This is a genomic window from Hyphomicrobium album, assembly GCF_009708035.1.
Taxonomy (GTDB): Bacteria; Pseudomonadota; Alphaproteobacteria; order Rhizobiales; family Hyphomicrobiaceae; genus Hyphomicrobium_A; species Hyphomicrobium_A album.
The window spans coordinates 1,004,136-1,022,573 of sequence record NZ_WMBQ01000001.1 but is presented as its reverse complement, the minus strand read 5'-3'; the positions used below and the strand labels follow the sequence as shown (position 1 = coordinate 1,022,573).

The following is an 18,438-nucleotide window of genomic DNA, read 5'->3' as shown; positions in this document are numbered from 1 at the left end:
GCGCCCGCCGAACAGCGTCGGTTGACAAATGTGCGCGTTCGCTGTTTGTTCCCTTTCATCCGTCGTCACGCAGCGTTCCCCGCATCGGTAGTGCGCGACGGGGGAAATGCGCAGCGGCGCTTCGCCGTATCCATCGCAAGCGTGAACGGCGTGCAAAAATCTGCTTTGGTGGCGCCACTTTAGGGTGGCCGGCCACGAAAGTGGCTTCTTTCCTTGGGAAGTGGTGCCCAATTAAGAAGCATTGCCGATACGCAGCGTCACGTCCGGGCGGGTCTGCTGTCCTGCGCGTCGCAAACTTTGCGCGCTCGGATGGTGCTTCGCCGGGGGAACGATGTCAGGGGAAGGACGATGGGTAGGCATCTGGCCGCGTGGCTGATCGTCGTTATCGCGATCGGGGGCATTGCAGCGGGTCTTGGTCTCCACAAGCATAGAGAGATTCAAGCCGGTATGGCGGCAGCGGCGGCTTTTCCAGAACCCGTCGAGGCGGTCGCATCGGTGGCCGCGCGCGAAGGCTCGTGGTCGGCGACGACACGTGCAATCGGCACAGTCGTCGCGTTGCGTCAGGTTGAAATCCGCAATGAGATCGCCGGCGTTGTCAGTGAGCTTGGTTTCACGTCGGGAGCAACCGTGACGGCCGGTCAGCTGCTGGTGAAGTTCGACACGCGCCAGGAAGAGGCTGCGCTTGCCGGCGCCGAAGCCGACGCCAGGCTGGCAAAGGTTACACTCGAGCGGCGCGAGAAGTTGCAAGGAAGCGCGGCCTTCTCCGCCCAGGAACTGGACAAAGCCCGCGAGGAGCACGCCGCCGCGGCGGCGCGTGCGAGCAACCTCGCCGTAGCAATCGATAAGAAGCGCATCACCGCGCCATTCAGAGGGCGCATCGGCATCACCAACCTGCAGCCCGGCGCTTATCTCGATGTCGGCACGCGCATTGCGAATTTGCAGGGTGCGGACGAGGATGTCTTCGTCGACTTCTCGCTTCCTCAGGATGCCGCGGCCTCGATCAAGCCGGGGATGAGCGTGAGGTTGTCCCACGCCACAATTTCGGCGCAGGCGTCCGAGGCCAAGATCATCGCCGAGGACGACAGTGCCGATCGCACCAACCGGATGGTTCTCTTCCGCGCCGTGGGGCGCGGCCTTGGAAAGATGTTCCGGCCCGGCATGTTTGTCGACGTCCTGGCCGTCACGGCGGAACCGCGGGCAGCGATTCTTGTCCCGCTCACCGCCCTTCGCCGTTCCACGCACGGCAGCCACGTGTTCGTCCTCGCGGAGGAAAATGGAAAGTTGCGCGCGCGCCAACGCAGCGTGCAGATCGGGCCGGTCCAGAATAGCGACGTCGTCATCGAGAAGGGACTGATCGTCGGCGAGCTGGTCGCGACGTCAGGATCATTCAAGCTGCGCGATGGCCTGCTGGTGCAGACGGAAGCTCCTGCCACCGGTCAAATCACCGTCAACTAACGCCGGAGCCGAGCGATGCGCGCGATAGAAGTCTTCGTCCGGCGCCCGGTGCTGGCCATCGTCGTCAATGTGGCGCTGGTCCTCATCGGCCTGCGGGCGATCTCGCAGCTCCCGGTGCAGCAATACCCGCGCATCGAAAGCTCATCGATCCAAGTCACGACGATCTACATTGGCGCGCCGGCCGACATCATCCGCGGCTTCGTGACGACCCCGGTCGAACGCGCACTCTCCTCGATCAGCGGCATTGACTATGTCGAGTCGAGCAGCGTCGCCGGGGTCAGCACTGTAACCGCGCGTCTGCAGCTGAACCATCCGAGCACCGTGGCGCTCGCCGAGGTCGGCAACCGCCTCGACCAGATCCGCAGCGAGCTTCCGCAGGAAATCGAATCGCCGGTCGTCGAGGTTCAGCGTGCCGACCGGCCATATGCGACGTTCTATGTCAGCGTCACCTCGGAGGGCATGACGCCCTCCCAGCTCACCGACTACCTGACGCGGGAAATACAGCCCCGTCTCAGTACGATCCCCAATGTCCAGCGTGTGGGCCTCGAGGGAGCGCGCCCGCAGGCCATGCGCATCTGGCTTGACGCCGAGCGGCTCGCCGCGTTCGGCATTGGAGCTAGCGACGTGGAGTTGGCACTCACCCGGAACAACTTCCTAGCGGCCGTGGGCCGCGCCAAGGGCAACGAAGTTCAGGTCGATCTGCTGACGAACACGGATCTGCGCAGCGCCGATGAGTTCGAAAAGCTGATCGTGCGCGAGGACGGCGACCGGATCATCCGGATTTCCGACGTCGGCAGGGTAGAGCTCGGCTCCGAGGAGGAGACGGCGAACGTCCGTCACAACGGCAAGGAAGCCGTCTATCTGTCGGTCTGGCCGCTGCCAGGCGCGAACGAGATCAGCGTCGCCCACGCATTGCGGGCGGAGCTCGAGAAGCTCAAGCCCGAGCTCCCGCCGGGTGCCGAAATCGCCCTCGCCTACGATGGCACGGTCTACATGGAGAACTCCATCAAGGAGATCGGGACCACGTTCACCGAGACGGTGATGATTGTCGCCCTCATCGTTTTTCTGTTTCTGGGCTCCGCGCGCAGCGCTCTGGTGCCGCTCGTCACCATCCCCATCTCGCTGATCGGCGCCATGGGCGCCATGATGGCCATGGGCTTCTCGCTCAATCTGCTCACGCTGCTGGCGATCGTGCTGTCGGTGGGGCTCGTTGTCGACGATGCGATCGTCGTGGTCGAGAACGTCTCGCGCTACATGCGCGAAGGCATGGGCCGCATCGAAGCGGCGCTGCTCAGCACGCGCCAGCTCTTCGGTCCAATTGTAGCAATGACCATCACGCTGGCGGTGGTCTATGCGCCGATAGGATTCCTGTCGGGCCTCACCGGTGTGTTGTTCAAGGAATTCGCGTTCACGCTGGCCATCGCGGTGATCGTCTCCGGCTTCGTCGCTGTCACCTTGTCGCCGATCATGAGCGCTTACACGGCGCCGGAACGCGGCCGCGAGGGCCGCTATGCCAGGCTCGTCGGTCACGTGTTCGACCGTGTCGCGAGCGGCTATGGCCATGTCTTGGAGATCACGCTGCGGTTCAGCGCCCAGATCATCGCTTTCGGAGTCTTCCTCTGCTTGCTGGCCGTGCCGCTCTACATGTTCTCCGGGAAAGAGCTCGCTCCCGTCGAGGACGAGGGCTTTGTCTTTCTCATCGTCAACTCGGCGCCCGACGCCTCACTTGGCTACACCGCCGGGCACATGGACAAGGTCCTCAAGGTCGGCAAAGCACTGCCTGAGTTCGAGGCGATGTTCGAGATCGTTTTTCCATCGAACGGCTTCGGCGGCTACCTGTTCAAGAACTGGCATGACCGCCAACGCACGGCGCACGAGATCCAGCCGGAAATTTTCGGTGCCGTCTCGCAGATCAAGGAGCTGCAAGTTTTCGCGGCCCTTCCGCCGCCGCTCCCCGGCGCCGGCCAATACGACGTCGAGCTTGTCCTCAAGGGTCCGGGGACGCCGCAGCAGATGGCCGACTACGCCGCCCAGATCGTCGGCGCTGCGTTCGGCAGCGGCATGTTCCAGTTTGCCGACACCGATCTCAAGATCGACTTGCCCCAGGTGAAGGTCACCGTCGATCGAGAGCGGGTTGCGGACCTTGGCCTCGATCTCGCCGGTGTCGGCCGCCAGCTCGGTGTGCTCCTCGCCGGAAACTACGTGAATCGCTTCACGCTCGATGGACGGGCCTACAAGGTCATCCCGCAGGTCGGCCGCGATGCCCGCGCCGCCGCCGAGAACCTCCTCGACTACAAGATACGCACGCGCGACGGTGCCCAGATCCCCGTCTCGGCTTTCGCCAGCCTCGAGACGTCGACTGCCCCGAGAACCCTCGCCCGTTTCCAGCAATCCGATAGCTTCCGCGTCTTTGGAGGCGTGCAGCCCGGCACTACCAAGGCCGCGGCGCTGGCCGCACTCGAGGAGGCGGCGCGCCGCATTCTTCCTGCCGGCTACACCATCGACTACGCGGGAGAGTCCCGCCAATTGCGGCAGGAGGGAACGACGCTCGCCGGCACGCTCGGCTTCGCTATTTTGCTCATCTATCTGGTACTCGCGGCGCAGTTCAGCAGTTTCCGCGACCCCTTGGTCGTGCTGGCCGGGTCTGTACCCCTCGCCCTTACCGCGGCACTCGTCTTCTCGTTCCTCGGGTTCACAACCATCAACATCTATAGTCAGATCGGGCTCATCACCCTGGTCGGCCTCATCGCCAAGAACGGCATCCTGATCGTCGCTTTCGCCAACGAGCTCCAGCTTGCCGGGCACCTCAAAGCGGTTGCGATCCGAGAGGCGGCGATGACGCGACTGCGGCCGATATTGATGACGACGGCCGCGACCGTGTTCGGCCACCTTCCGCTTGTCTTCGTGACGGGCGCCGGCGCCGAGGCCCGCAACAGCATAGGCATCATGCTGGTCAGCGGCATGGCTATCGGCACGCTCTTCACGCTGTTCATTCTGCCGGCGGTTTACATGGTCGTCGCCTCGCAGCATCGGGGCGATCCCGTGGTTGACGCGGACGGATTGGCGCCGCCGGTGCCCGCGGGAAGCGCAATATGAACACGCACCTTTAGTGCGCTCGCGGCGCACTCCGCAGATTGGCTGAACGCGATAGGCTCGTTGGCTGAATATGAGCGACGGTCATACTTGACACTCCGTCCCGTACATCCGACGTTGATAGGGTGATAGCCGTCGCTTCCGGCTGCGCGCGGATCGGGCATGAAATCCGATTCCCACCCCGGCAGTACCATCGTTTAAGACGGTCATCGCAAGGGTCAACGGCATATGGAGGCTGAATGACTCCACCGGGAAGTCACGCTCGACCTCGCACCGATGCGGGGTCACGGCTTGGATAGCGAGCTGCAGCACATTGGCCGAGCCTTCCGGGCCGATCACAGCAAAAACTGACAGACCTCATGCGAGGGCGGGATCCGGGCCCGGATCACAGAGCCTCGCCTTATGAGCCCGGCTCTGCTGGGCAGGTCATTTATGACAAGAGCCCCGCTCGAGCACACGCCCGGCGGGGCTTTATTTTTTGCGAATGAGGCGTTAGCCCCGGGTTCCGCATGCGTGATGGCGCGAAGTGGAAAAGTCCATGGCTGAATTTGTGAAGGTGGCAAGCACCGGCGAGATCGCACCGGGCCAGTGTCGACTGGTAACCGTGAATGGCGCGGACATCGCCCTGTTCAACGTCGATGGCAACTTCTTCGCGCTCAGCAATGCCTGTACGCACGATGAAGGGCCGTTGGCCGAGGGAGAGATCGCCGGCCACGAGGTGACCTGCCCGTGGCATGGCGCAAAGTTCGACATCCGGACGGGCGAGGTCCTCGGACCCCCGGCGTATGATGCGGTTGTGCGCTACGATGTGCGCGTAACGGGCGGCGACATCGAGGTCGCGGTCTAGCGACGAGCAGTCCGATGGAGTGAGCCGTTGAGCGCAAGGAGCAGTTAAGCTCGCACCGCATTGGCGCTCGCGGTTAGATCCTTTTCCATGCCATCGATGCCGTCGGCGATGGCTCCCTTGACGAGGTCAGCGACGGATTGAGCGTCTTCGGGCTTGGACTCGAAATCGATCGTCCAAACGACCACGGCGAGACCATCGTAGGACTCGAGAACCTCGACGGTGCCTCGATAGTAAGTCACGGGAAAAGGCGAGACGGGGCGCAGGTAGACCAACCTTCTCCTGAGCAGATTGATCTCCTCTATGGTGTCCCTGATCGCGCCGCCGTTGTTGACGATCGTCATATGTCGGACGGCGCCCGCACCGTGACCCTCAACCTGGCAAGTTTCGATGATGGGAAACCACACATCGAGCCTGCCGATCCCACGGACAGCGTCCCATACGAGATCTACTGGGACATTCAATTTTTTCGTGATGGCCTGCTTAGTGCGCATCGATGACTCCCGTTAGCGATCGGCCGCTTGGACCGAGGGTCTCGGCCCAGCGGTACCTGCCAAAATCACCCTATCGGGAGCAAACTCGTCTCGTATTGGAAGAAAGCGTCACGTCAGCGCGGCATCACATTGGAGTGCGCGCTCGACCCATCGGTTTCAAGCTTTGGCGCATTGGAAGCCAGGTCCAGCAAGCCGGAGAAGCGAAAGGTCGGCGAGCTCCGAACTTGCGGGTAGACCGCCTCCGGCGTCATGCCGTAGATCTCAAGAAAGTCATGAATCATGTGGCTTTGATCGTAATAACCCGTGGCGTGCGCCACTTCCGCCCAGCTTGGCAGCCGCGTCCTCTCGATGATCGCATTGCGCAATCGGATGACGCGCGAGACCTTCTTCGGCGTAGCGCCTATTTGATTGAGGAAGCGACGCTCAAGGGTGCGCTTGGTCAGACCAAGACTGCTTGCCAGATCCGCAATTCGGCAATTCCCTTTTGAGGCCGCGAGCTGTTCGCAGGCGCGTCTGACGACGAGATCGTCGTTCTGCGGGCAGAAAATCGACAGCAAGTGGTGCTCGACGTACGCAACGCGCTCTTCTGCGGTCGCGATGAGCGCCAGATCGTCCTCAATTCGCTCGATCGTGTACTTGGGAAAGATGTCGCGGCAATCCACGCGCCTCTCGGCACACTCCTTCACGATTCCTCGCCGGAAGACGTTCAGCCCCCAAGGCGTCAGCCGCGCTGAAACGCCGGAGATAGCACCGCTGCCCGAAAGGTCGCTGCGAAAGCTCTGAAACCCTGCCAGTCCACTACGTGTGCGGTAGGTGCTCGTTTTGTGAGTGGTCAGTAACGGGGCGTCGTAGAGAAAGCACAGATACGTTGCAGTGTCGGGCAGGATGGAGAGGAACGAGTTCGCCTCGCCGGTGAGGTCTTGGTAGTCCCAATAGGCGTCTACGTAGGAAGCCAAGAGCGGAATGGGACGGAAAACTCTGAGACTCATGTCGACTTCCCAAACACCCGTTGGCGCTTGCGGCAGCCCCAAGAGCCGGCCGAATTCCGTTGAACGACTTCCGGCAAGGAACTGTGGGAATTCTCCGGCTCCCATCAACGGCGGAATTCATGCCGCGACGGGCCGCGGCAGAGTTACATCGGGCATGCGATACCACAAGCTGTAAACGGCAATGCGCGCGCCGGCCGAATTGGCTTTCGGCCTGCGCGGGAACCACCTCCCCATCCGCACGGGAATTCTTGGCAGAGGTGCTTGGGACCGTGGTCAAGCGGTCCGGCGGACACGGTCGGCAACCGCCGTCGCTTTGACGGGTGCACTCAGCTCGACGGCGCGTCGAGCCGGCGGGTCAGGTTCTCGAACTCCTGGCGCAGCTGCTCGTTCTTGAAGATCTGATCGAACGTCGGCGCTTCGAGCTTCTGGATCGCCTCGAACGAGGCGGCGCTGTCGCGCATCAGGTTCTTTAGCTGGAAGCTAGCTTCCACGGTCTCATAGGTATTGTCGGCGATGCGCAGGTCGTGCACGGCGCGGGTGCGCGCTTTGGCGATCTGCTCGCGCTGCTGCTGCAGGTAGCGGCGGTAGCCCTTGGCGGCGTCGGACGCGACCTTCTGCGCGTCGCGGTTGGCCTCCAGCGCTCGCTTCTGGTCGGGGCGGTTCTCGCCCTGCAGAAGCTTCGCCGTCTTGGCCTGCGCGGCGGTGATGTCCTTCAGGATCGCATCGAGCTTCGGCATGTAGTTGGTGTCGATCTTCTCGATCGCCGAGCCCTGCGCGTGCACCAGCATGGCGAAGAGTGCCGCGTGCATGGCGAAGTACTTGCGCGCCGCTTCCATGTTGTCGCCGGCTGCGCTCAACAGCTTGCCGAGCTGAGTATCGATCACCTTGGCGGCGTTGAAGGTGGCGACGAGGCGCACGAGGTCGCCCGACAGCACGCTGTCGAGCAAGAGATCGACCTGCTCGGGCGTCAGCTCGACACCCGACTTCGCCAGCGCGCCGGCGATCTCGACCTTGGCCTTGGCGATCTCGTCCCTGTTCTTCTCGATGCGCTTTTCTGCATCCTTGATGTTGCCGTCGAGGCTCGCGACCGTGTCGGTGAGCACGCCCGGTAGCATCGCGTCCTTCGGCGCCGTGACCTGCTTCTCCTTCATCGTCGCGATCTCGCGCTCGATGTCGCGGATGTTGAGGCGCAGTCCCTCGACCTTCTTCTGCATGCCGACGACGGGCACGTCAGTGACGATGCCGAGCGCGGAATCGAGCAGGCCGCGGATGCGCTGCTCGCGGTCCTCGCGCGTTTCGGTCCACAGCGGCGTCAGGATGAACTCATCGCGCCCGGGAAGCTTCTGCGCTTCCGAGCGCTGCTCGGCGGCGTCGCGCAAGATCGCATCGACGGCGATCATCAGCTGGCGCGCCTGCTCGTAGGCTTCCTCGCCCTCGCGCGGATCCTTAGGAACGGGCGGTGCGGCGGCTGGCGGAGCCGTGCCGGGTACGGGCGGGCCGAGCGGCGTCGCTCCGGCGGTGCGCGGCACCGTCTCGGCGACCTTCTCTACCTTGCCGGTGCGTCCGGACTTGGAAATGAGATCGGCGATGGCGTCGCGCTGGGCGCTCTGGGCGTTGAGCGAGGCGCTCGTTGCGAGAAGCGCGGCAATGGCAATCGCGGAGCGGGGCCAACGAACGTCGGCGAACATGGCAATGCCTCCAAACATGGCCGCACTGGCGGACAGAATTCGGGCTATTCGATGTTCCGCCGTCAGCCGCCAGCCCTTGCTGCGGCCAGCGTTATCAGATCGATAAATCGTGCATCGATCTGGCGGGCATCCGTCAACACAAGCATGTGGGAGAGCGCCTCCCCCTTGCCAAGACCGCCGCCCGCCTGACCCTTCTTGACGAACTCGTCGAAGGGGTGCTCGCCGAGCGCTAAATGCAGGCGCAGCTCCTTGGCGGTGATGCCAAGGACGGCGAACGGCGAGGGCCCACCGATGGCGACCGCGCTTTCGCGCGCGCTGACTTGGGCAGCCGGGTTCACCGACTTGATCTTGGCGAGCACGTGCTGGGCGAGCGGCCTATACGCCTTCGCTTTGGCAAGCAGCGCATCGACGTCGCCGCCCGCGCTGGGAACTGCTGGTGGGGCCGGCGGTGCAGGCGCGGGTGCGGGCGCGCGTTGCGGCGGTTCGGGCGATTGCGCCGGTGCCAGCGGCGCGATCGGCGTCTCACGGCGGCGGAGCGCCGGCCGTCGAGGCGCGGCTTCCTTCGGCACGCCGGCATAGATCGGCTTGCCGCCGTTGTGGTGGATGCGTTCCAGCCATGACGCCTTGGAAAACATGAGGCCCTTGTGGCGCAGCCAGTCGATGATGTCGTTGCGGTGCCCGAGCCCCGCCTCCGATATCGCCTGCATCCACTCGCCGAGGTCGCGGCCCGTGTTCTCCTTCAGGCCGTCGATGAATTCGCGTTCCTTCTCGCCGAAGTCGGTGGCCATCGCGCGTTCCCTTTAGATCCAACGGCGCGATTTCTTTTTGTAGTCGAGGTACGCCTGCCCGAAGCGGCGCTCCAGGTGCCGCTCCTCCGGCAGGATGGCGAGCCAGGTGATCAGCGCGGCGAACACCGCCGCGGCAGCGACGAGCCAGACGTTCTTGGTCAGCTCGGCGGCGCCGAGCAGGATCATCGTGTCGGCGAGATAGATGGGATTGCGAAAACGCCAGTAGGGGCCCGAGGTGACAAGATGCGTGGCGGCGACGTCGGGCAGGACGGTGGTGTCGTGCCGGCGCAGGGTGAGGATCGCCCATACGAGGAGAATGATGCCGATGATGCCGACGCCACGGCCGATGGTGCGCGCGGGAGTGTCGTCGAGGCCGGGCCACGAAATGGGCGCGAGGTAGTTGAGCGCGATCGCGGCACTGATTACGGCCACAAGCACGATCGGCGGCCACGGCACGGTGCTCGGTCGGTCGGCGGTGTCTGCGGATTGGATGGACTCGTCGGCCGGCATATCTCGTCCCTGCTCGTGGCGAGCGAGGTGTACACCAGAATGGCGGGAGCCGTTAATCCCGATGTCGTCCTGTCACTTGGTGCGCGGTACCGGCGTCGGCGTCGTGTCTTCGGTGGTGGCGAGCTCGCGCGCGAGGTCGAAGGTCGGGCACTGCTTGGCGGCGAGCTGACGATTGTAGGCCTCGAGCATGGCGCGGTCGCGCTGGTATTGGCCGTCGGGGTCGACGCCTTCCTTGGTGCCGCCCCAGATCGGCGTGGCGAAGGTCTGCATGCCGCGGGCGGCGGCGGAGGCCTTGCGGTTCGTGTCGTAGCCGCGGATTTGCAGAATGCGGATCTGCATGGTGCCGGAGAGCTTCTTGCAGTCGTAGCCGAGCTCTTCGGCGCTGAGCTGGTAGCCGGACCCGGGGAGAGCGCCGGTGACGACGCCGCCATTGTCAGTGGGAGGAGGGATGTCGCCGACGAGGTTCGGCTTGGTGTCGACCTGTGAACTCGCACAGCCGCACAACGTGGCGCCCGCCAGAGCCGCGCATATGAGAGCCCGCCGTTGGACCATTTTCAAATCACCCAGCCACTGCGGGTAACGAGGCCTGAAAGGGGGCGGATTGAAGGCACGGAGCGAGCCGGGCACCGCGGCACAACGCTTTTGGCGGATCTGTTGCCTGCGGCGCTCAGGCGCGGTTCAATGGCCGGAATCAACGTTGTGGGTGAGAGTATATGCAAGTGAAGAGGACCGCCTTCCTATGCGGGGCGTTGGCGCTACTGATGAGCAGCGCGGGGCGGGCGGAGGACGAGCCCAAGGGGTACGTCTGCACGTTCGATGCGGGCACGGCATGGACGTTCGATGCCGGCAAATTTGCGCAGAAGTCGCCGGAGCCGATCAAGCTCGCGATCGCCGACGTCAACCTGGAACGGCAGACGGCCACGCTGGTACCAGATGCGGGCAAGGCGCCGGGCGCGCTTAAGATCGTGCGTGCCATCAACGCCAACCATTTTCTCGAGGTCGTCAATGAGGGCTTCCTCAACCTGACGACCATCTACGACAAGGATCCGGCGAGTGGCGAGTACCCTGCCGTGCATTCGCGCCACTTCGGCGTGCTCGGGCAGCCCGTCGTGGCGCAATATGCGGGCGCGTGCTCGGCGAAGTAGCGCTCGCTTGTGGATGCGCCGCCGTTGTGACTGGAGACCGCCGCGCCACAGGTCCATTCTGACGACGCTTTGAGCGGAGGCGGGTAGCGTGACTTTGCACCTCATCAAGCTGTGCGTCGGCGTCGACAGCATTGAGGAGCTGGCTGACTGGCAAAAGGCGCGCGCCGCCGAGCAGAAGAAGGCCGGGGCGCCGCCCAAGATTTTCCACACGACATTCCAGACGCCGAAGCGCGAGGCGGAGCTGCTCGACGGAGGCTCGATGTTTTGGGTGATCAAGGGCAGCGTGCAGGTGCGCCAGAAGCTCGTCGGCTTCGAGCCGGGCACGAAGTCCGACGGCTCGAAGGGCTGCCGTATCCTTCTCGACAAAGTGTTGGTGCCGGTGCGCCCGGTCCCGCGCCGCGCCTTTCAGGGCTGGCGCTACCTCACGGCCGACGATGCGCCCGCGGACCTCGGGCGCGGCGACAAGGGGCTCGCCGACCTGCCGCCAAAGATGCGCCGCGAGCTGGCCGAGCTGGGGCTGATCTAATCGGATCAATGGACGGCGCGCCCTGTTGACGACCGTCGATACTCAGGCCAGACCCATCGTATGTCCCGACCGCGCTTCAACAGCCTGATCGAAAGCCTTCCCGCCCTAGTGCCATTTGTCGGCCCGGAGGCGCAGGAGCGTGGCCGCGGCCAGCCGTTCCGCGCGCGTCTCGGCGCCAACGAGAGCCTGTTCGGACCCTCGCCGAAGGCGCTTGCCGCCATGCGCGCCGCGGCGGACGGCAATTGGATGTACGCCGATCCCGAAAGCCACGAGCTGCGCGCCGCGCTCGCGGAGTTCCACGGCGTCGGGCTCGACAACGTCGTCATCGGCGAGGGCATCGACGGCTTGCTCGGGCTGGCGGTGAAGCTCGCGGTCGAGCTGGGCTCGCCGGTCGTCACGTCCGACGGGACCTATCCGACGTTCAACTTCCACGTCGCCGGCGGCGGCGGACGGCTGGTGCGTGTGCCCTATCGCGACGACAAGCAGGATCTCGGCGCCCTGGTCGAGGCGACGCGGAGCGAGGAAGCGCGCATCCTCTATGTGTGCAACCCCGACAACCCGATGGGCTCGTTCTGGGGCGCGGCGGAGTTGAACGACCTCATCGCGCAGCTTCCCGACGGCGTGCTGCTGTGCCTCGATGAGGCCTACTGCGACACGGCTCGTCAAGCAGACTTGTTGCCGGTCGACGTAGGCAATGCGCAGGTGCTGCGCTTCCGCACGTTCTCGAAGGCCTATGGTCTCGCGGGTGCACGCATCGGCTATTGCCTCGGCGAGGCAAAGGTCATTCGCGCCTTCGAGAAGATCCGCAACCACTACGGCATCAATCGCGTCGGGCAGATCGGCGCGCTCGCGGCGCTCGAGGATCAGGAATTTCTCGCCGAAGCCGTGGCGCGCATCGCAAGGGCGCGCGAGCTCATCGGTGCGATCGCCCGCGACAACGGTTTGCAGCCGCTTTCCTCGGCAGCCAACTTCGTCACCATCGACTGCGGGGGTGACGGCGACTTCGCCAAGCGGGTGCTCGATGCGCTGATTGCCCAGGACGTGTTCGTACGTATGCCTGGCGTGGCGCCACTCAACCGCTGCATCCGCGTCAGCTGCGGGCGCGACGAGGATCTCGCGGTGCTGGCCGACACGCTTCCTTTGGCGCTCGCCGCCGCCCGCTAGGCAGGTGGGCGCTAGGTGGCCGGCGCAACCAATGGCGGGTTGGCGGTCCGTTAAGCAGCGGTCGCCTACATCGGCCTCAGTCGACCCAATGAAGGTTCATACCGATGTCCAACGCGCTCCTCGATTATTCGTCCTGGTCGTTCCAGGCGGTCATGATCCTCTTGGTGCTCTACCTGCTCATCGGGCTCATCAACCCGGCCTGGGTATTGGCCAGCAAGCGCTCTACCATCGTCGGCGTGTTCGTCGCCGTGGCGCTGATCGCCTCGACCGCGCTCTATTTCGTCACGCGCGAGCTGCCGGGCGGCGAGGAAACGCCGGCGCAGATCAACGCCGACCCGCCGCCGGCGGCTCAGCCCTAACGAGTTCCAAGCGCCAGCCCCTACAAAGCGTATTGACCTTTCCGCTCGTGGCGTGCCTCAAATCGGCGGCCGTGCGTCCAAGCGCGGTCGTGGCGCCGGGCCCCGGGGGTGCTTGTGTACGACAGTCTCATCGAGAACACCCACTTCGCGGCCGGGACCATCTTTGGATTGGCGCTCATCTATCTTGTGGCAGGCCTGATCAGCCCTTCGCTGGCGCGCGCCTCCGGCCGCGGCGTCGTGGCGCTGCGCTCGATCCTTGGTATCTTCCTGGCCATTGGGCTCGCCGTGGGCGTGATCGTATATACCCATATGCAGCCTGACGGGCCGCATTCGATGAAGACCTACCTCAAGGACTATGACTGGGAGCAGCACAAGTCCGAGGGGGCGGCCTCGACGCCGACGCCGGAGACACCTGCGGCGCCGGCGGCAACCGAACCATAACGCGACCGGCGCGGCCGGCAATCTGGGGAGAGACACACTATGCGCGGATTTTTTGGAGTGCTTGTTGGGCTCGTGGTGATTGCGATCGGCCTCGCCGGGCTTGGCTACGCGCTCGATCTGATGATGACGCATGCCGACCCGGCCGGCGCGCTGAAGCAGGCGGCAGGTCTCGGCGCGTTCGTCGTCGCCGGTCTCGCGCTGGTGGCAATTATCCGCTAGCGCGGACGCTCATGGCCACCGGCGCAAAGCGCCAGGAGCGAAGGTCCATTCGGGCGTTTTCAGCTCGCCGACGAAGGCCGCCGGATACCACGGCGAGCCGTCGCCGGCGGCTGGGTTCTTGAGGACGTGCATCTCCTGCGCGGGCATGTAGCTCTGCACCAGGAGGAATCGCTTCTCGCCCGTCGCGGTGTCCTCCGCCATGTCGGCGACGAGCACGGCGTGTCCCGGGAAGCCGCCCTTGATGAACACGTCGCCTACGGCGATGCCGCCGGCCGGTACGGGTTTCAGCTCGCGCTCCAGCGAGTACGTGCCGGCATAAGCGAACACGTAGTCCATGTATTTGCGGAACGAGGCGTAGCCGGCGTCGCGGCGGGCGGCGAAACTCAAGCGCTTGCCTTCGGTATCGTTGAAGCGGATGTCGGCCTTGTGCCCGCTCGCGAACAGCCATTCGCCGCGCAGGCGCATGATGGCGTCGGCGCATTGCTGCAGGTCGCGTTTGCCCACGTCGATGTCGACGACCGCGACGTGCACGTCCTGCCGCCACTTCGCTGCGCCGGTGAAGATCAGCACGGGGGCGTTGGCGGACTTCATCGGCAATCCGCGCAGCCATGCGGCCCAGCTGCCTTCGGCGGCGGGCGTCCGGGTAAATCCGGGGGGCGGGGCGATACGCTGCGCCAACGTCTCGCCGCCCGGCGCGTACTTCCAGGCGTAGACGGGCGCGGCGACTGCGGCAGTCGATGCGAGCTGACAGAGGCCGGCAAGGAAAAGGAGCAGGGCACGCATGCGTGCACGCTCGCAGGGACGTGTGTCGCGGCGATGGCGTCAGCGTGTGTAGGAGAAGGCCTGCGACTGCCAGGGCGTCGTGAACATCTGCTGCGCCCATTTGGGAGCGCGCTGGGCCGTCATCGCATCGTTGGAATTCTTCGACCGCAACGCCTGCTTTGTCGGCGTGCGATAGGCGCGCACGGCGGCCCGCTTGCGCGGCGTGCGCGCGACGGTCTTCGGCGCGACCTCACGCTCGGCTTCGACCGCGGTCACCGACGGCATCGGCGGAGCGGCGACCTCGGCGACGGGTACTTCGGGGACAACGTCGCTCTCGACGATCGTCGCCGCGGCGAGCTTGACCGTCTCGGGCGTCGCCTCGCTCACGCGCTCGATGCTGCTGGGAAGCAGCCCCACCGTCTTAGTCGCGCCGGCGTCGGTCGCCGCAACTTGCGCTGCGTGGGCAGGCTCGAGGGCGGAAGTGGTGATCGGCGAGATGCCGGTCGCACTCGTGTCGGGACCGAGGAACTCGGTGTCGGAGAACGCCACGCGCTCCGGAGCGATCGCCGGTGCCTCGCTCGCGTTCATGAACGCCGCGTTCTGCACGTAGCCGAGGCGCTCGAGCGACGCTTGCTGGGCGAACGTCGATGAGCACGGGCAGCTGGCCGGGCCCGCGAGGACGGCGAGGCCGAGCCCGCCAATGAAGAGGACCGACAGGGAGCCGGTGAGACGCATGCGGGCGGCGGGGGTCGCCGGGCGGACGGCAACGCGGCGCGCGAAGCTGGGCTTGGAGGCTTTGCGCGTCGTGCGCTGGGCGCCGCCCAGCACCCGATAGCCGCCGGTCGTCGGGGTCGCGCTCGCGTAGGTATGCAGGGCGGCGAATTGATCCAGCACCCGGAGGAAGCTTTCCGCCGGGCCGCCGTTTTCGCTCTCGACCGTCAACGCGCGCATGGCGCCATCCAACCTCATGCCCGCTGATTGCTTAGCCGGGAAGCCGCCGCCGAAGGTATTCCGGAGGCGGCAGGGCCCCGCAACCGCGGGTTAATCGCTGTCTCAGGCCCCTGAGCGTGGCACGCTCTTGGTGAATTTTCTACAAATATTCTCGGGGGATGAAGGGTTGTGTTGAGACGGCTGTATAAGCGCCTCAACGGGAGGGACCCGGAGCGCTCAGGCGCCGGGTCCCCTTGGGCTCATTGTGGTTTGAGCGGTGCGCCTGTGGCTGCAACCCAGCTCCTTTTGAATGGCCCTGCCCATCTCACGGGCTAGTTGCGGAGGACGACGAGCGAAGCGCGTTTCGCCATTGCAAGTGGCCGGCAATACGCCAGTCGTTCCGCGATCGTGGTCGGATTTTCGGATTGGCTGCTCGCAGTAACGCCCATCAGGGTGTCGTGCGCAGCAGCACGCGCTGGTCGGGTGGCCACATTTTCTTAGACCTCCTTTGCCAGTGGAAGGTCATGCAACCCTGCGTCCGTCAGGATGCACTGTCAACCATACGAGCCATGCGCCGAACGGCCGGCGGGATGGTTAGGAGCTTATTGAAAAGATCGAGGTAATTTGCGTGAGCTTTGCCATGCTTGGTGCCGCATGCGGTCCGTACTCAGCTTCTTCTCGATGCTCGCCCTCGGCCTGATGATCGCGGCCGTGATCATGGTTGCGCCGTCCGGCAACGGCGCAACGAGCATTGCCGGTTTTGAGCTTTCGGGGCCGACGCTCGACTATCGCTCGGTCGTCGCCGGTCTCGGCATCGGCCTCGTCATCGCGCTCATCTCGCAAATCTCCTGGCGCGAAATCGGGCGCCGTCTCGGCGGCTGGCTAGGCAGCCAGGCGCAGCGGCTGTTGCTCATCGCCTGGGCGGGGCTGTTCATCGCCGTGCTGTTCTACTTCTGAAACGAAGAAGGCCCGGGACCGCTCCCGGGCCTTTTGTCGATCGTCGCGGCGATCAAACCGAGTAGTACATCTCGTACTCGATCGGATGCGGCGCCATCTCGTAGCGCATGTTCTCCGCCATCTTCAGCTCGATGTAGGCGTCGATCATGTCGTCGGACATCACGCCGCCCATCTTGAGGAAGCCGCGGTCTTTGTCGAGGCAGTCGAGCGCCTCGCGCAGGCTGCCGGCAACCGTCGGGATGTTGGCAAGCTCGGCCGGCGGCAAGTCGTAGAGGTTCTTGTCCATCGCTTCGCCGGGATGGAGCTTGTTGGCGATGCCGTCGAGGCCCGCCATCAGCATAGCCGTGAAGCCAAGGTACGGGTTGGCGGCCGGATCCGGGAAGCGAACCTCGAAGCGCTTCGCCTTCGGGCTCGACACGTGCGGAATGCGGCAGGAGGCCGAGCGGTTGCGCGCCGAGTAGGCGAGCAGCACGGGAGCCTCGTAGCCCGGAACGAGACGCTTGTAGGAGTTCGTCGTCGGGTTGGTGAAGGCGTTGATCGCCTTGGCGTGCTTCAGGACGCCGGCGATGTACTGGAGTGCCGTCTCGGAAAGGTCGGCGTACTTGTTGCCCGCGAAGGTCGGGTTGCCATCTTTCCAGATCGACTGGTGGACGTGCATGCCCGAGCCGTTGTCGCCGAAGATCGGCTTCGGCATGAAGCAGGCGGTCTTGCCGTAGGCCTGCGCCACCATGTGGGTGACGTACTTATAGATCTGCATGTGGTCGGCCATGGTGACCATGGGACCGAACTTGATGCCGAGCTCGTGCTGGGCGGCGGCGACCTCGTGGTGGTGCTTCTCAACGGCCACGCCCATCTCGGCCATCACCGAGATCATCTCGGAGCGGATGTCCTGGCAGCTGTCGATCGGCGGGACGGGGAAGTAGCCGCCCTTGGTGCGAGGCCGGTGGCCAAGGTTACCCATCTCGTACTCGGTGCCCGTGTTGGTGGGCAGCTCGGTCGAGTCGAGGCGGAAGAAGGTGTTGTAGGGATCGGCGGCGAAGCGCACGTCGTCGAAGATGAAGAACTCGGCTTCCGGACCGACGTAGAGCGTGTCACCCACGCCCGTCGACTTCATGTAGGCTTCCGCCTTCTTGGCGATGCCACGCGGGTCGCGCTCGTAGAACTGGCCGGTCGAGGGCTCCAGCACGTCGCAGAAGATGGCGACCGTGGACTGGGCGAAGAACGGATCGAGGTGCGCCGAGGAGGGGTCCGGCAGCAGCAGCATGTCGGAGGCTTCGATGCCCTTCCAGCCGGCGATCGACGAGCCGTCGAAGGCGTAGCCGTCGTTGAACACGTCCTCGTTGACCGTCGACGCGTGCGCGGTCACGTGCTGCATCTTGCCCTTGGTGTCGGTGAAGCGGAAATCGACGAACTTGACGTCCTTGTCCTTCACCATTTTCAGGACATCGCTGGCGCTCTTCATGAGACTCCCCTGTTCATAGCCTGCGCGGCGTTTCTCCGGAAAAAGGGGCCGTTTGGAGGCCCCTCCCAAGCTTTTTTGTTAGGTCGCGTCGGCGCTTCGTTAGATGGCGTCGGCGCCAGTTTCACCAGTGCGAATGCGAATAGCGTTGTCGATGTTTGAAATGAATATCTTGCCGTCGCCGATGCGGCCAGTCTTGGCGGCCTTTTGAATAGCATCCACGGCCTTGTCGAGCATCTCGTCGGCCAGGACGACCTCGATCTTCACCTTCGGCAGAAAGTCGACGACGTACTCGGCGCCCCGGTAGAGCTCCGTGTGGCCCTTCTGTCGACCGAAGCCTTTCGCCTCGAGCACGGTGATACCCTGAAGCCCGATTTCCTGCAGGGCTTCCTTCACTTCATCGAGCTTGAATGGCTTGATGATGGCTTCGATTTTCTTCATGACCCCTGGCCCCTCCGAGCTTATCTGGTTTCTACAAGGGCGGCTTGCGCGAACGGCCAAAGAGTTAGCATGGCCTATGCCAACTCCCTGTCGCAAATAAGCTTCTGGAAATCCAGAGCCTTACTTGTGGGCTTACGCGTCGCCGCGGTGATATCGGCGTCACGGATGCTTAAG

The 18,438-nt window shown here is 64.4% G+C and carries 20 protein-coding genes; 10 read left to right on the top strand and 10 right to left on the bottom strand.

Annotation, left to right across the window (positions count from 1 at the left end):
• Positions 1-213: 213 nt before the first annotated feature.
• The 3 genes from GIW81_RS05040 to GIW81_RS05030 all read left to right on the top strand — a co-directional run bounded on the left by GIW81_RS05040 (position 214) and on the right by GIW81_RS05030 (position 5,395).
• Entirely contained in the window at positions 214-1,455 is a 1,242-nt protein-coding gene (locus GIW81_RS05040) for an efflux RND transporter periplasmic adaptor subunit (protein WP_154738216.1), read from the top strand.
• A gap of 15 nt (positions 1,456-1,470) precedes the next feature.
• Entirely contained in the window at positions 1,471-4,551 is a 3,081-nt protein-coding gene (locus tag GIW81_RS05035; protein ID WP_154738215.1) for an efflux RND transporter permease subunit, read from the top strand.
• Positions 4,552-5,086: 535 nt separating this feature from the next.
• A complete protein-coding gene (locus tag GIW81_RS05030; RefSeq protein WP_154738214.1) occupies positions 5,087-5,395 on the top strand; it encodes a Rieske (2Fe-2S) protein in 309 nt (102 codons plus the stop codon).
• A gap of 44 nt (positions 5,396-5,439) precedes the next feature.
• Here the strand turns inward: GIW81_RS05030 and GIW81_RS05025 are convergent, their stop codons facing one another.
• The 6 genes from GIW81_RS05025 to GIW81_RS05000 form a co-directional block, all read right to left on the bottom strand.
• Positions 5,440-5,886 carry an SRPBCC family protein gene (locus GIW81_RS05025; RefSeq protein ID WP_154738213.1) on the bottom strand — a complete coding sequence of 149 codons (447 nt, stop codon included), beginning with the start codon at positions 5,884-5,886 and terminating at the stop codon, positions 5,440-5,442.
• A 113-nt stretch (positions 5,887-5,999) separates the two neighbouring features.
• Positions 6,000-6,875: a helix-turn-helix transcriptional regulator gene (locus GIW81_RS05020; protein WP_154738212.1), complete on the bottom strand. Its 876-nt coding sequence runs from the start codon at positions 6,873-6,875 to the stop codon at positions 6,000-6,002.
• Between the two features lie 326 nt (positions 6,876-7,201).
• Complete coding sequence (locus GIW81_RS05015; RefSeq protein ID WP_154738211.1) at positions 7,202-8,563, bottom strand: hypothetical protein; 1,362 nt, start codon at positions 8,561-8,563, stop codon at positions 7,202-7,204.
• Positions 8,564-8,625: 62 nt separating this feature from the next.
• Positions 8,626-9,351: a DUF5655 domain-containing protein gene (locus GIW81_RS05010; RefSeq protein WP_154738210.1), complete on the bottom strand. Its 726-nt coding sequence runs from the start codon at positions 9,349-9,351 to the stop codon at positions 8,626-8,628.
• A gap of 12 nt (positions 9,352-9,363) precedes the next feature.
• Positions 9,364-9,861 (bottom strand): methyltransferase family protein, encoded by a 498-nt coding sequence (locus GIW81_RS05005; protein WP_154738209.1) that lies wholly within the window; start codon positions 9,859-9,861, stop codon positions 9,364-9,366.
• Between the two features lie 72 nt (positions 9,862-9,933).
• Positions 9,934-10,413, bottom strand: coding sequence for a hypothetical protein (locus tag GIW81_RS05000; RefSeq protein WP_154738208.1), 480 nt, complete (start codon positions 10,411-10,413; stop codon positions 9,934-9,936).
• A 161-nt stretch (positions 10,414-10,574) separates the two neighbouring features.
• Here GIW81_RS05000 and GIW81_RS04995 point away from each other — a divergent pair, with 161 nt between their 5' ends.
• The 6 genes from GIW81_RS04995 to GIW81_RS04970 all read left to right on the top strand — a co-directional run bounded on the left by GIW81_RS04995 (position 10,575) and on the right by GIW81_RS04970 (position 13,715).
• Positions 10,575-11,006, top strand: coding sequence for a hypothetical protein (locus GIW81_RS04995; protein WP_154738207.1), 432 nt, complete (start codon positions 10,575-10,577; stop codon positions 11,004-11,006).
• Between the two features lie 88 nt (positions 11,007-11,094).
• Positions 11,095-11,532, top strand: a complete 438-nt coding sequence (locus tag GIW81_RS04990) for a DUF1489 family protein (RefSeq protein WP_324614894.1) — start codon at positions 11,095-11,097, stop codon at positions 11,530-11,532.
• A gap of 60 nt (positions 11,533-11,592) precedes the next feature.
• Complete coding sequence (locus GIW81_RS04985; RefSeq protein ID WP_154738206.1) at positions 11,593-12,696, top strand: pyridoxal phosphate-dependent aminotransferase; 1,104 nt, start codon at positions 11,593-11,595, stop codon at positions 12,694-12,696.
• Positions 12,697-12,800: 104 nt separating this feature from the next.
• Positions 12,801-13,055, top strand: coding sequence for a hypothetical protein (locus tag GIW81_RS04980; RefSeq protein WP_154738205.1), 255 nt, complete (start codon positions 12,801-12,803; stop codon positions 13,053-13,055).
• A 114-nt stretch (positions 13,056-13,169) separates the two neighbouring features.
• Positions 13,170-13,496 carry a hypothetical protein gene (locus GIW81_RS04975; protein ID WP_154738204.1) on the top strand — a complete coding sequence of 109 codons (327 nt, stop codon included), beginning with the start codon at positions 13,170-13,172 and terminating at the stop codon, positions 13,494-13,496.
• A gap of 39 nt (positions 13,497-13,535) precedes the next feature.
• The gene (locus GIW81_RS04970; protein WP_154738203.1) at positions 13,536-13,715 is read left to right on the top strand and encodes a hypothetical protein; all 180 of its coding nucleotides are present in this window, start codon (positions 13,536-13,538) and stop codon (positions 13,713-13,715) included.
• Between the two features lie 9 nt (positions 13,716-13,724).
• Here GIW81_RS04970 and GIW81_RS04965 read toward each other — a convergent pair whose 3' ends face one another.
• A complete protein-coding gene (locus tag GIW81_RS04965) occupies positions 13,725-14,498 on the bottom strand; it encodes a DUF4846 domain-containing protein (protein ID WP_154738202.1) in 774 nt (257 codons plus the stop codon).
• Positions 14,499-14,537: 39 nt separating this feature from the next.
• On the bottom strand, positions 14,538-15,428 hold the full coding sequence (locus tag GIW81_RS04960; RefSeq protein WP_154738201.1) for a hypothetical protein: 891 nt from the start codon (positions 15,426-15,428) through the stop codon (positions 14,538-14,540).
• Between the two features lie 633 nt (positions 15,429-16,061).
• Here GIW81_RS04960 and GIW81_RS04955 point away from each other — a divergent pair.
• Positions 16,062-16,364, top strand: a complete 303-nt coding sequence (locus tag GIW81_RS04955) for a hypothetical protein (protein ID WP_154738200.1) — start codon at positions 16,062-16,064, stop codon at positions 16,362-16,364.
• A gap of 52 nt (positions 16,365-16,416) precedes the next feature.
• Here the strand turns inward: GIW81_RS04955 and glnA are convergent, their stop codons facing one another.
• Both glnA and GIW81_RS04945 read right to left on the bottom strand, forming a co-directional pair.
• On the bottom strand, positions 16,417-17,826 hold the full coding sequence (gene glnA, locus GIW81_RS04950; protein ID WP_154738199.1) for a type I glutamate--ammonia ligase: 1,410 nt from the start codon (positions 17,824-17,826) through the stop codon (positions 16,417-16,419).
• A gap of 99 nt (positions 17,827-17,925) precedes the next feature.
• Positions 17,926-18,264: a P-II family nitrogen regulator gene (locus GIW81_RS04945; protein ID WP_154738198.1), complete on the bottom strand. Its 339-nt coding sequence runs from the start codon at positions 18,262-18,264 to the stop codon at positions 17,926-17,928.
• Between the last annotated feature and the right edge of the window lie 174 nt (positions 18,265-18,438).

Excerpts from the sequence above, each read along its gene's own strand:
- GIW81_RS04945 (WP_154738198.1), bottom strand. The coding sequence starts at position 18,264 with ATGAAGAAAATCGAAGCCATCATCAAGCCATTCAAGCTCGATGAAGTG.
- GIW81_RS04965 (WP_154738202.1), bottom strand. The coding sequence starts at position 14,498 with ATGCGTGCCCTGCTCCTTTTCCTTGCCGGCCTCTGTCAGCTCGCATCG.
- GIW81_RS05025 (WP_154738213.1), bottom strand. The coding sequence starts at position 5,886 with ATGCGCACTAAGCAGGCCATCACGAAAAAATTGAATGTCCCAGTAGAT.
- GIW81_RS05020 (WP_154738212.1), bottom strand. The coding sequence starts at position 6,875 with ATGAGTCTCAGAGTTTTCCGTCCCATTCCGCTCTTGGCTTCCTACGTA.
- GIW81_RS04985 (WP_154738206.1), top strand. The coding sequence starts at position 11,593 with ATGTCCCGACCGCGCTTCAACAGCCTGATCGAAAGCCTTCCCGCCCTA.
- GIW81_RS05010 (WP_154738210.1), bottom strand. The coding sequence starts at position 9,351 with ATGGCCACCGACTTCGGCGAGAAGGAACGCGAATTCATCGACGGCCTG.
- GIW81_RS04955 (WP_154738200.1), top strand. The coding sequence starts at position 16,062 with ATGCGGTCCGTACTCAGCTTCTTCTCGATGCTCGCCCTCGGCCTGATG.
- GIW81_RS04970 (WP_154738203.1), top strand. The coding sequence starts at position 13,536 with ATGCGCGGATTTTTTGGAGTGCTTGTTGGGCTCGTGGTGATTGCGATC.
- GIW81_RS05035 (WP_154738215.1), top strand. The coding sequence starts at position 1,471 with ATGCGCGCGATAGAAGTCTTCGTCCGGCGCCCGGTGCTGGCCATCGTC.
- GIW81_RS04960 (WP_154738201.1), bottom strand. The coding sequence starts at position 15,428 with ATGCGCGCGTTGACGGTCGAGAGCGAAAACGGCGGCCCGGCGGAAAGC.
- GIW81_RS05005 (WP_154738209.1), bottom strand. The coding sequence starts at position 9,861 with ATGCCGGCCGACGAGTCCATCCAATCCGCAGACACCGCCGACCGACCG.
- GIW81_RS05000 (WP_154738208.1), bottom strand. The coding sequence starts at position 10,413 with ATGGTCCAACGGCGGGCTCTCATATGCGCGGCTCTGGCGGGCGCCACG.
- GIW81_RS04980 (WP_154738205.1), top strand. The coding sequence starts at position 12,801 with ATGTCCAACGCGCTCCTCGATTATTCGTCCTGGTCGTTCCAGGCGGTC.
- GIW81_RS04995 (WP_154738207.1), top strand. The coding sequence starts at position 10,575 with ATGCAAGTGAAGAGGACCGCCTTCCTATGCGGGGCGTTGGCGCTACTG.
- GIW81_RS05030 (WP_154738214.1), top strand. The coding sequence starts at position 5,087 with ATGGCTGAATTTGTGAAGGTGGCAAGCACCGGCGAGATCGCACCGGGC.
- glnA (WP_154738199.1), bottom strand. The coding sequence starts at position 17,826 with ATGAAGAGCGCCAGCGATGTCCTGAAAATGGTGAAGGACAAGGACGTC.
- GIW81_RS05015 (WP_154738211.1), bottom strand. The coding sequence starts at position 8,563 with ATGTTCGCCGACGTTCGTTGGCCCCGCTCCGCGATTGCCATTGCCGCG.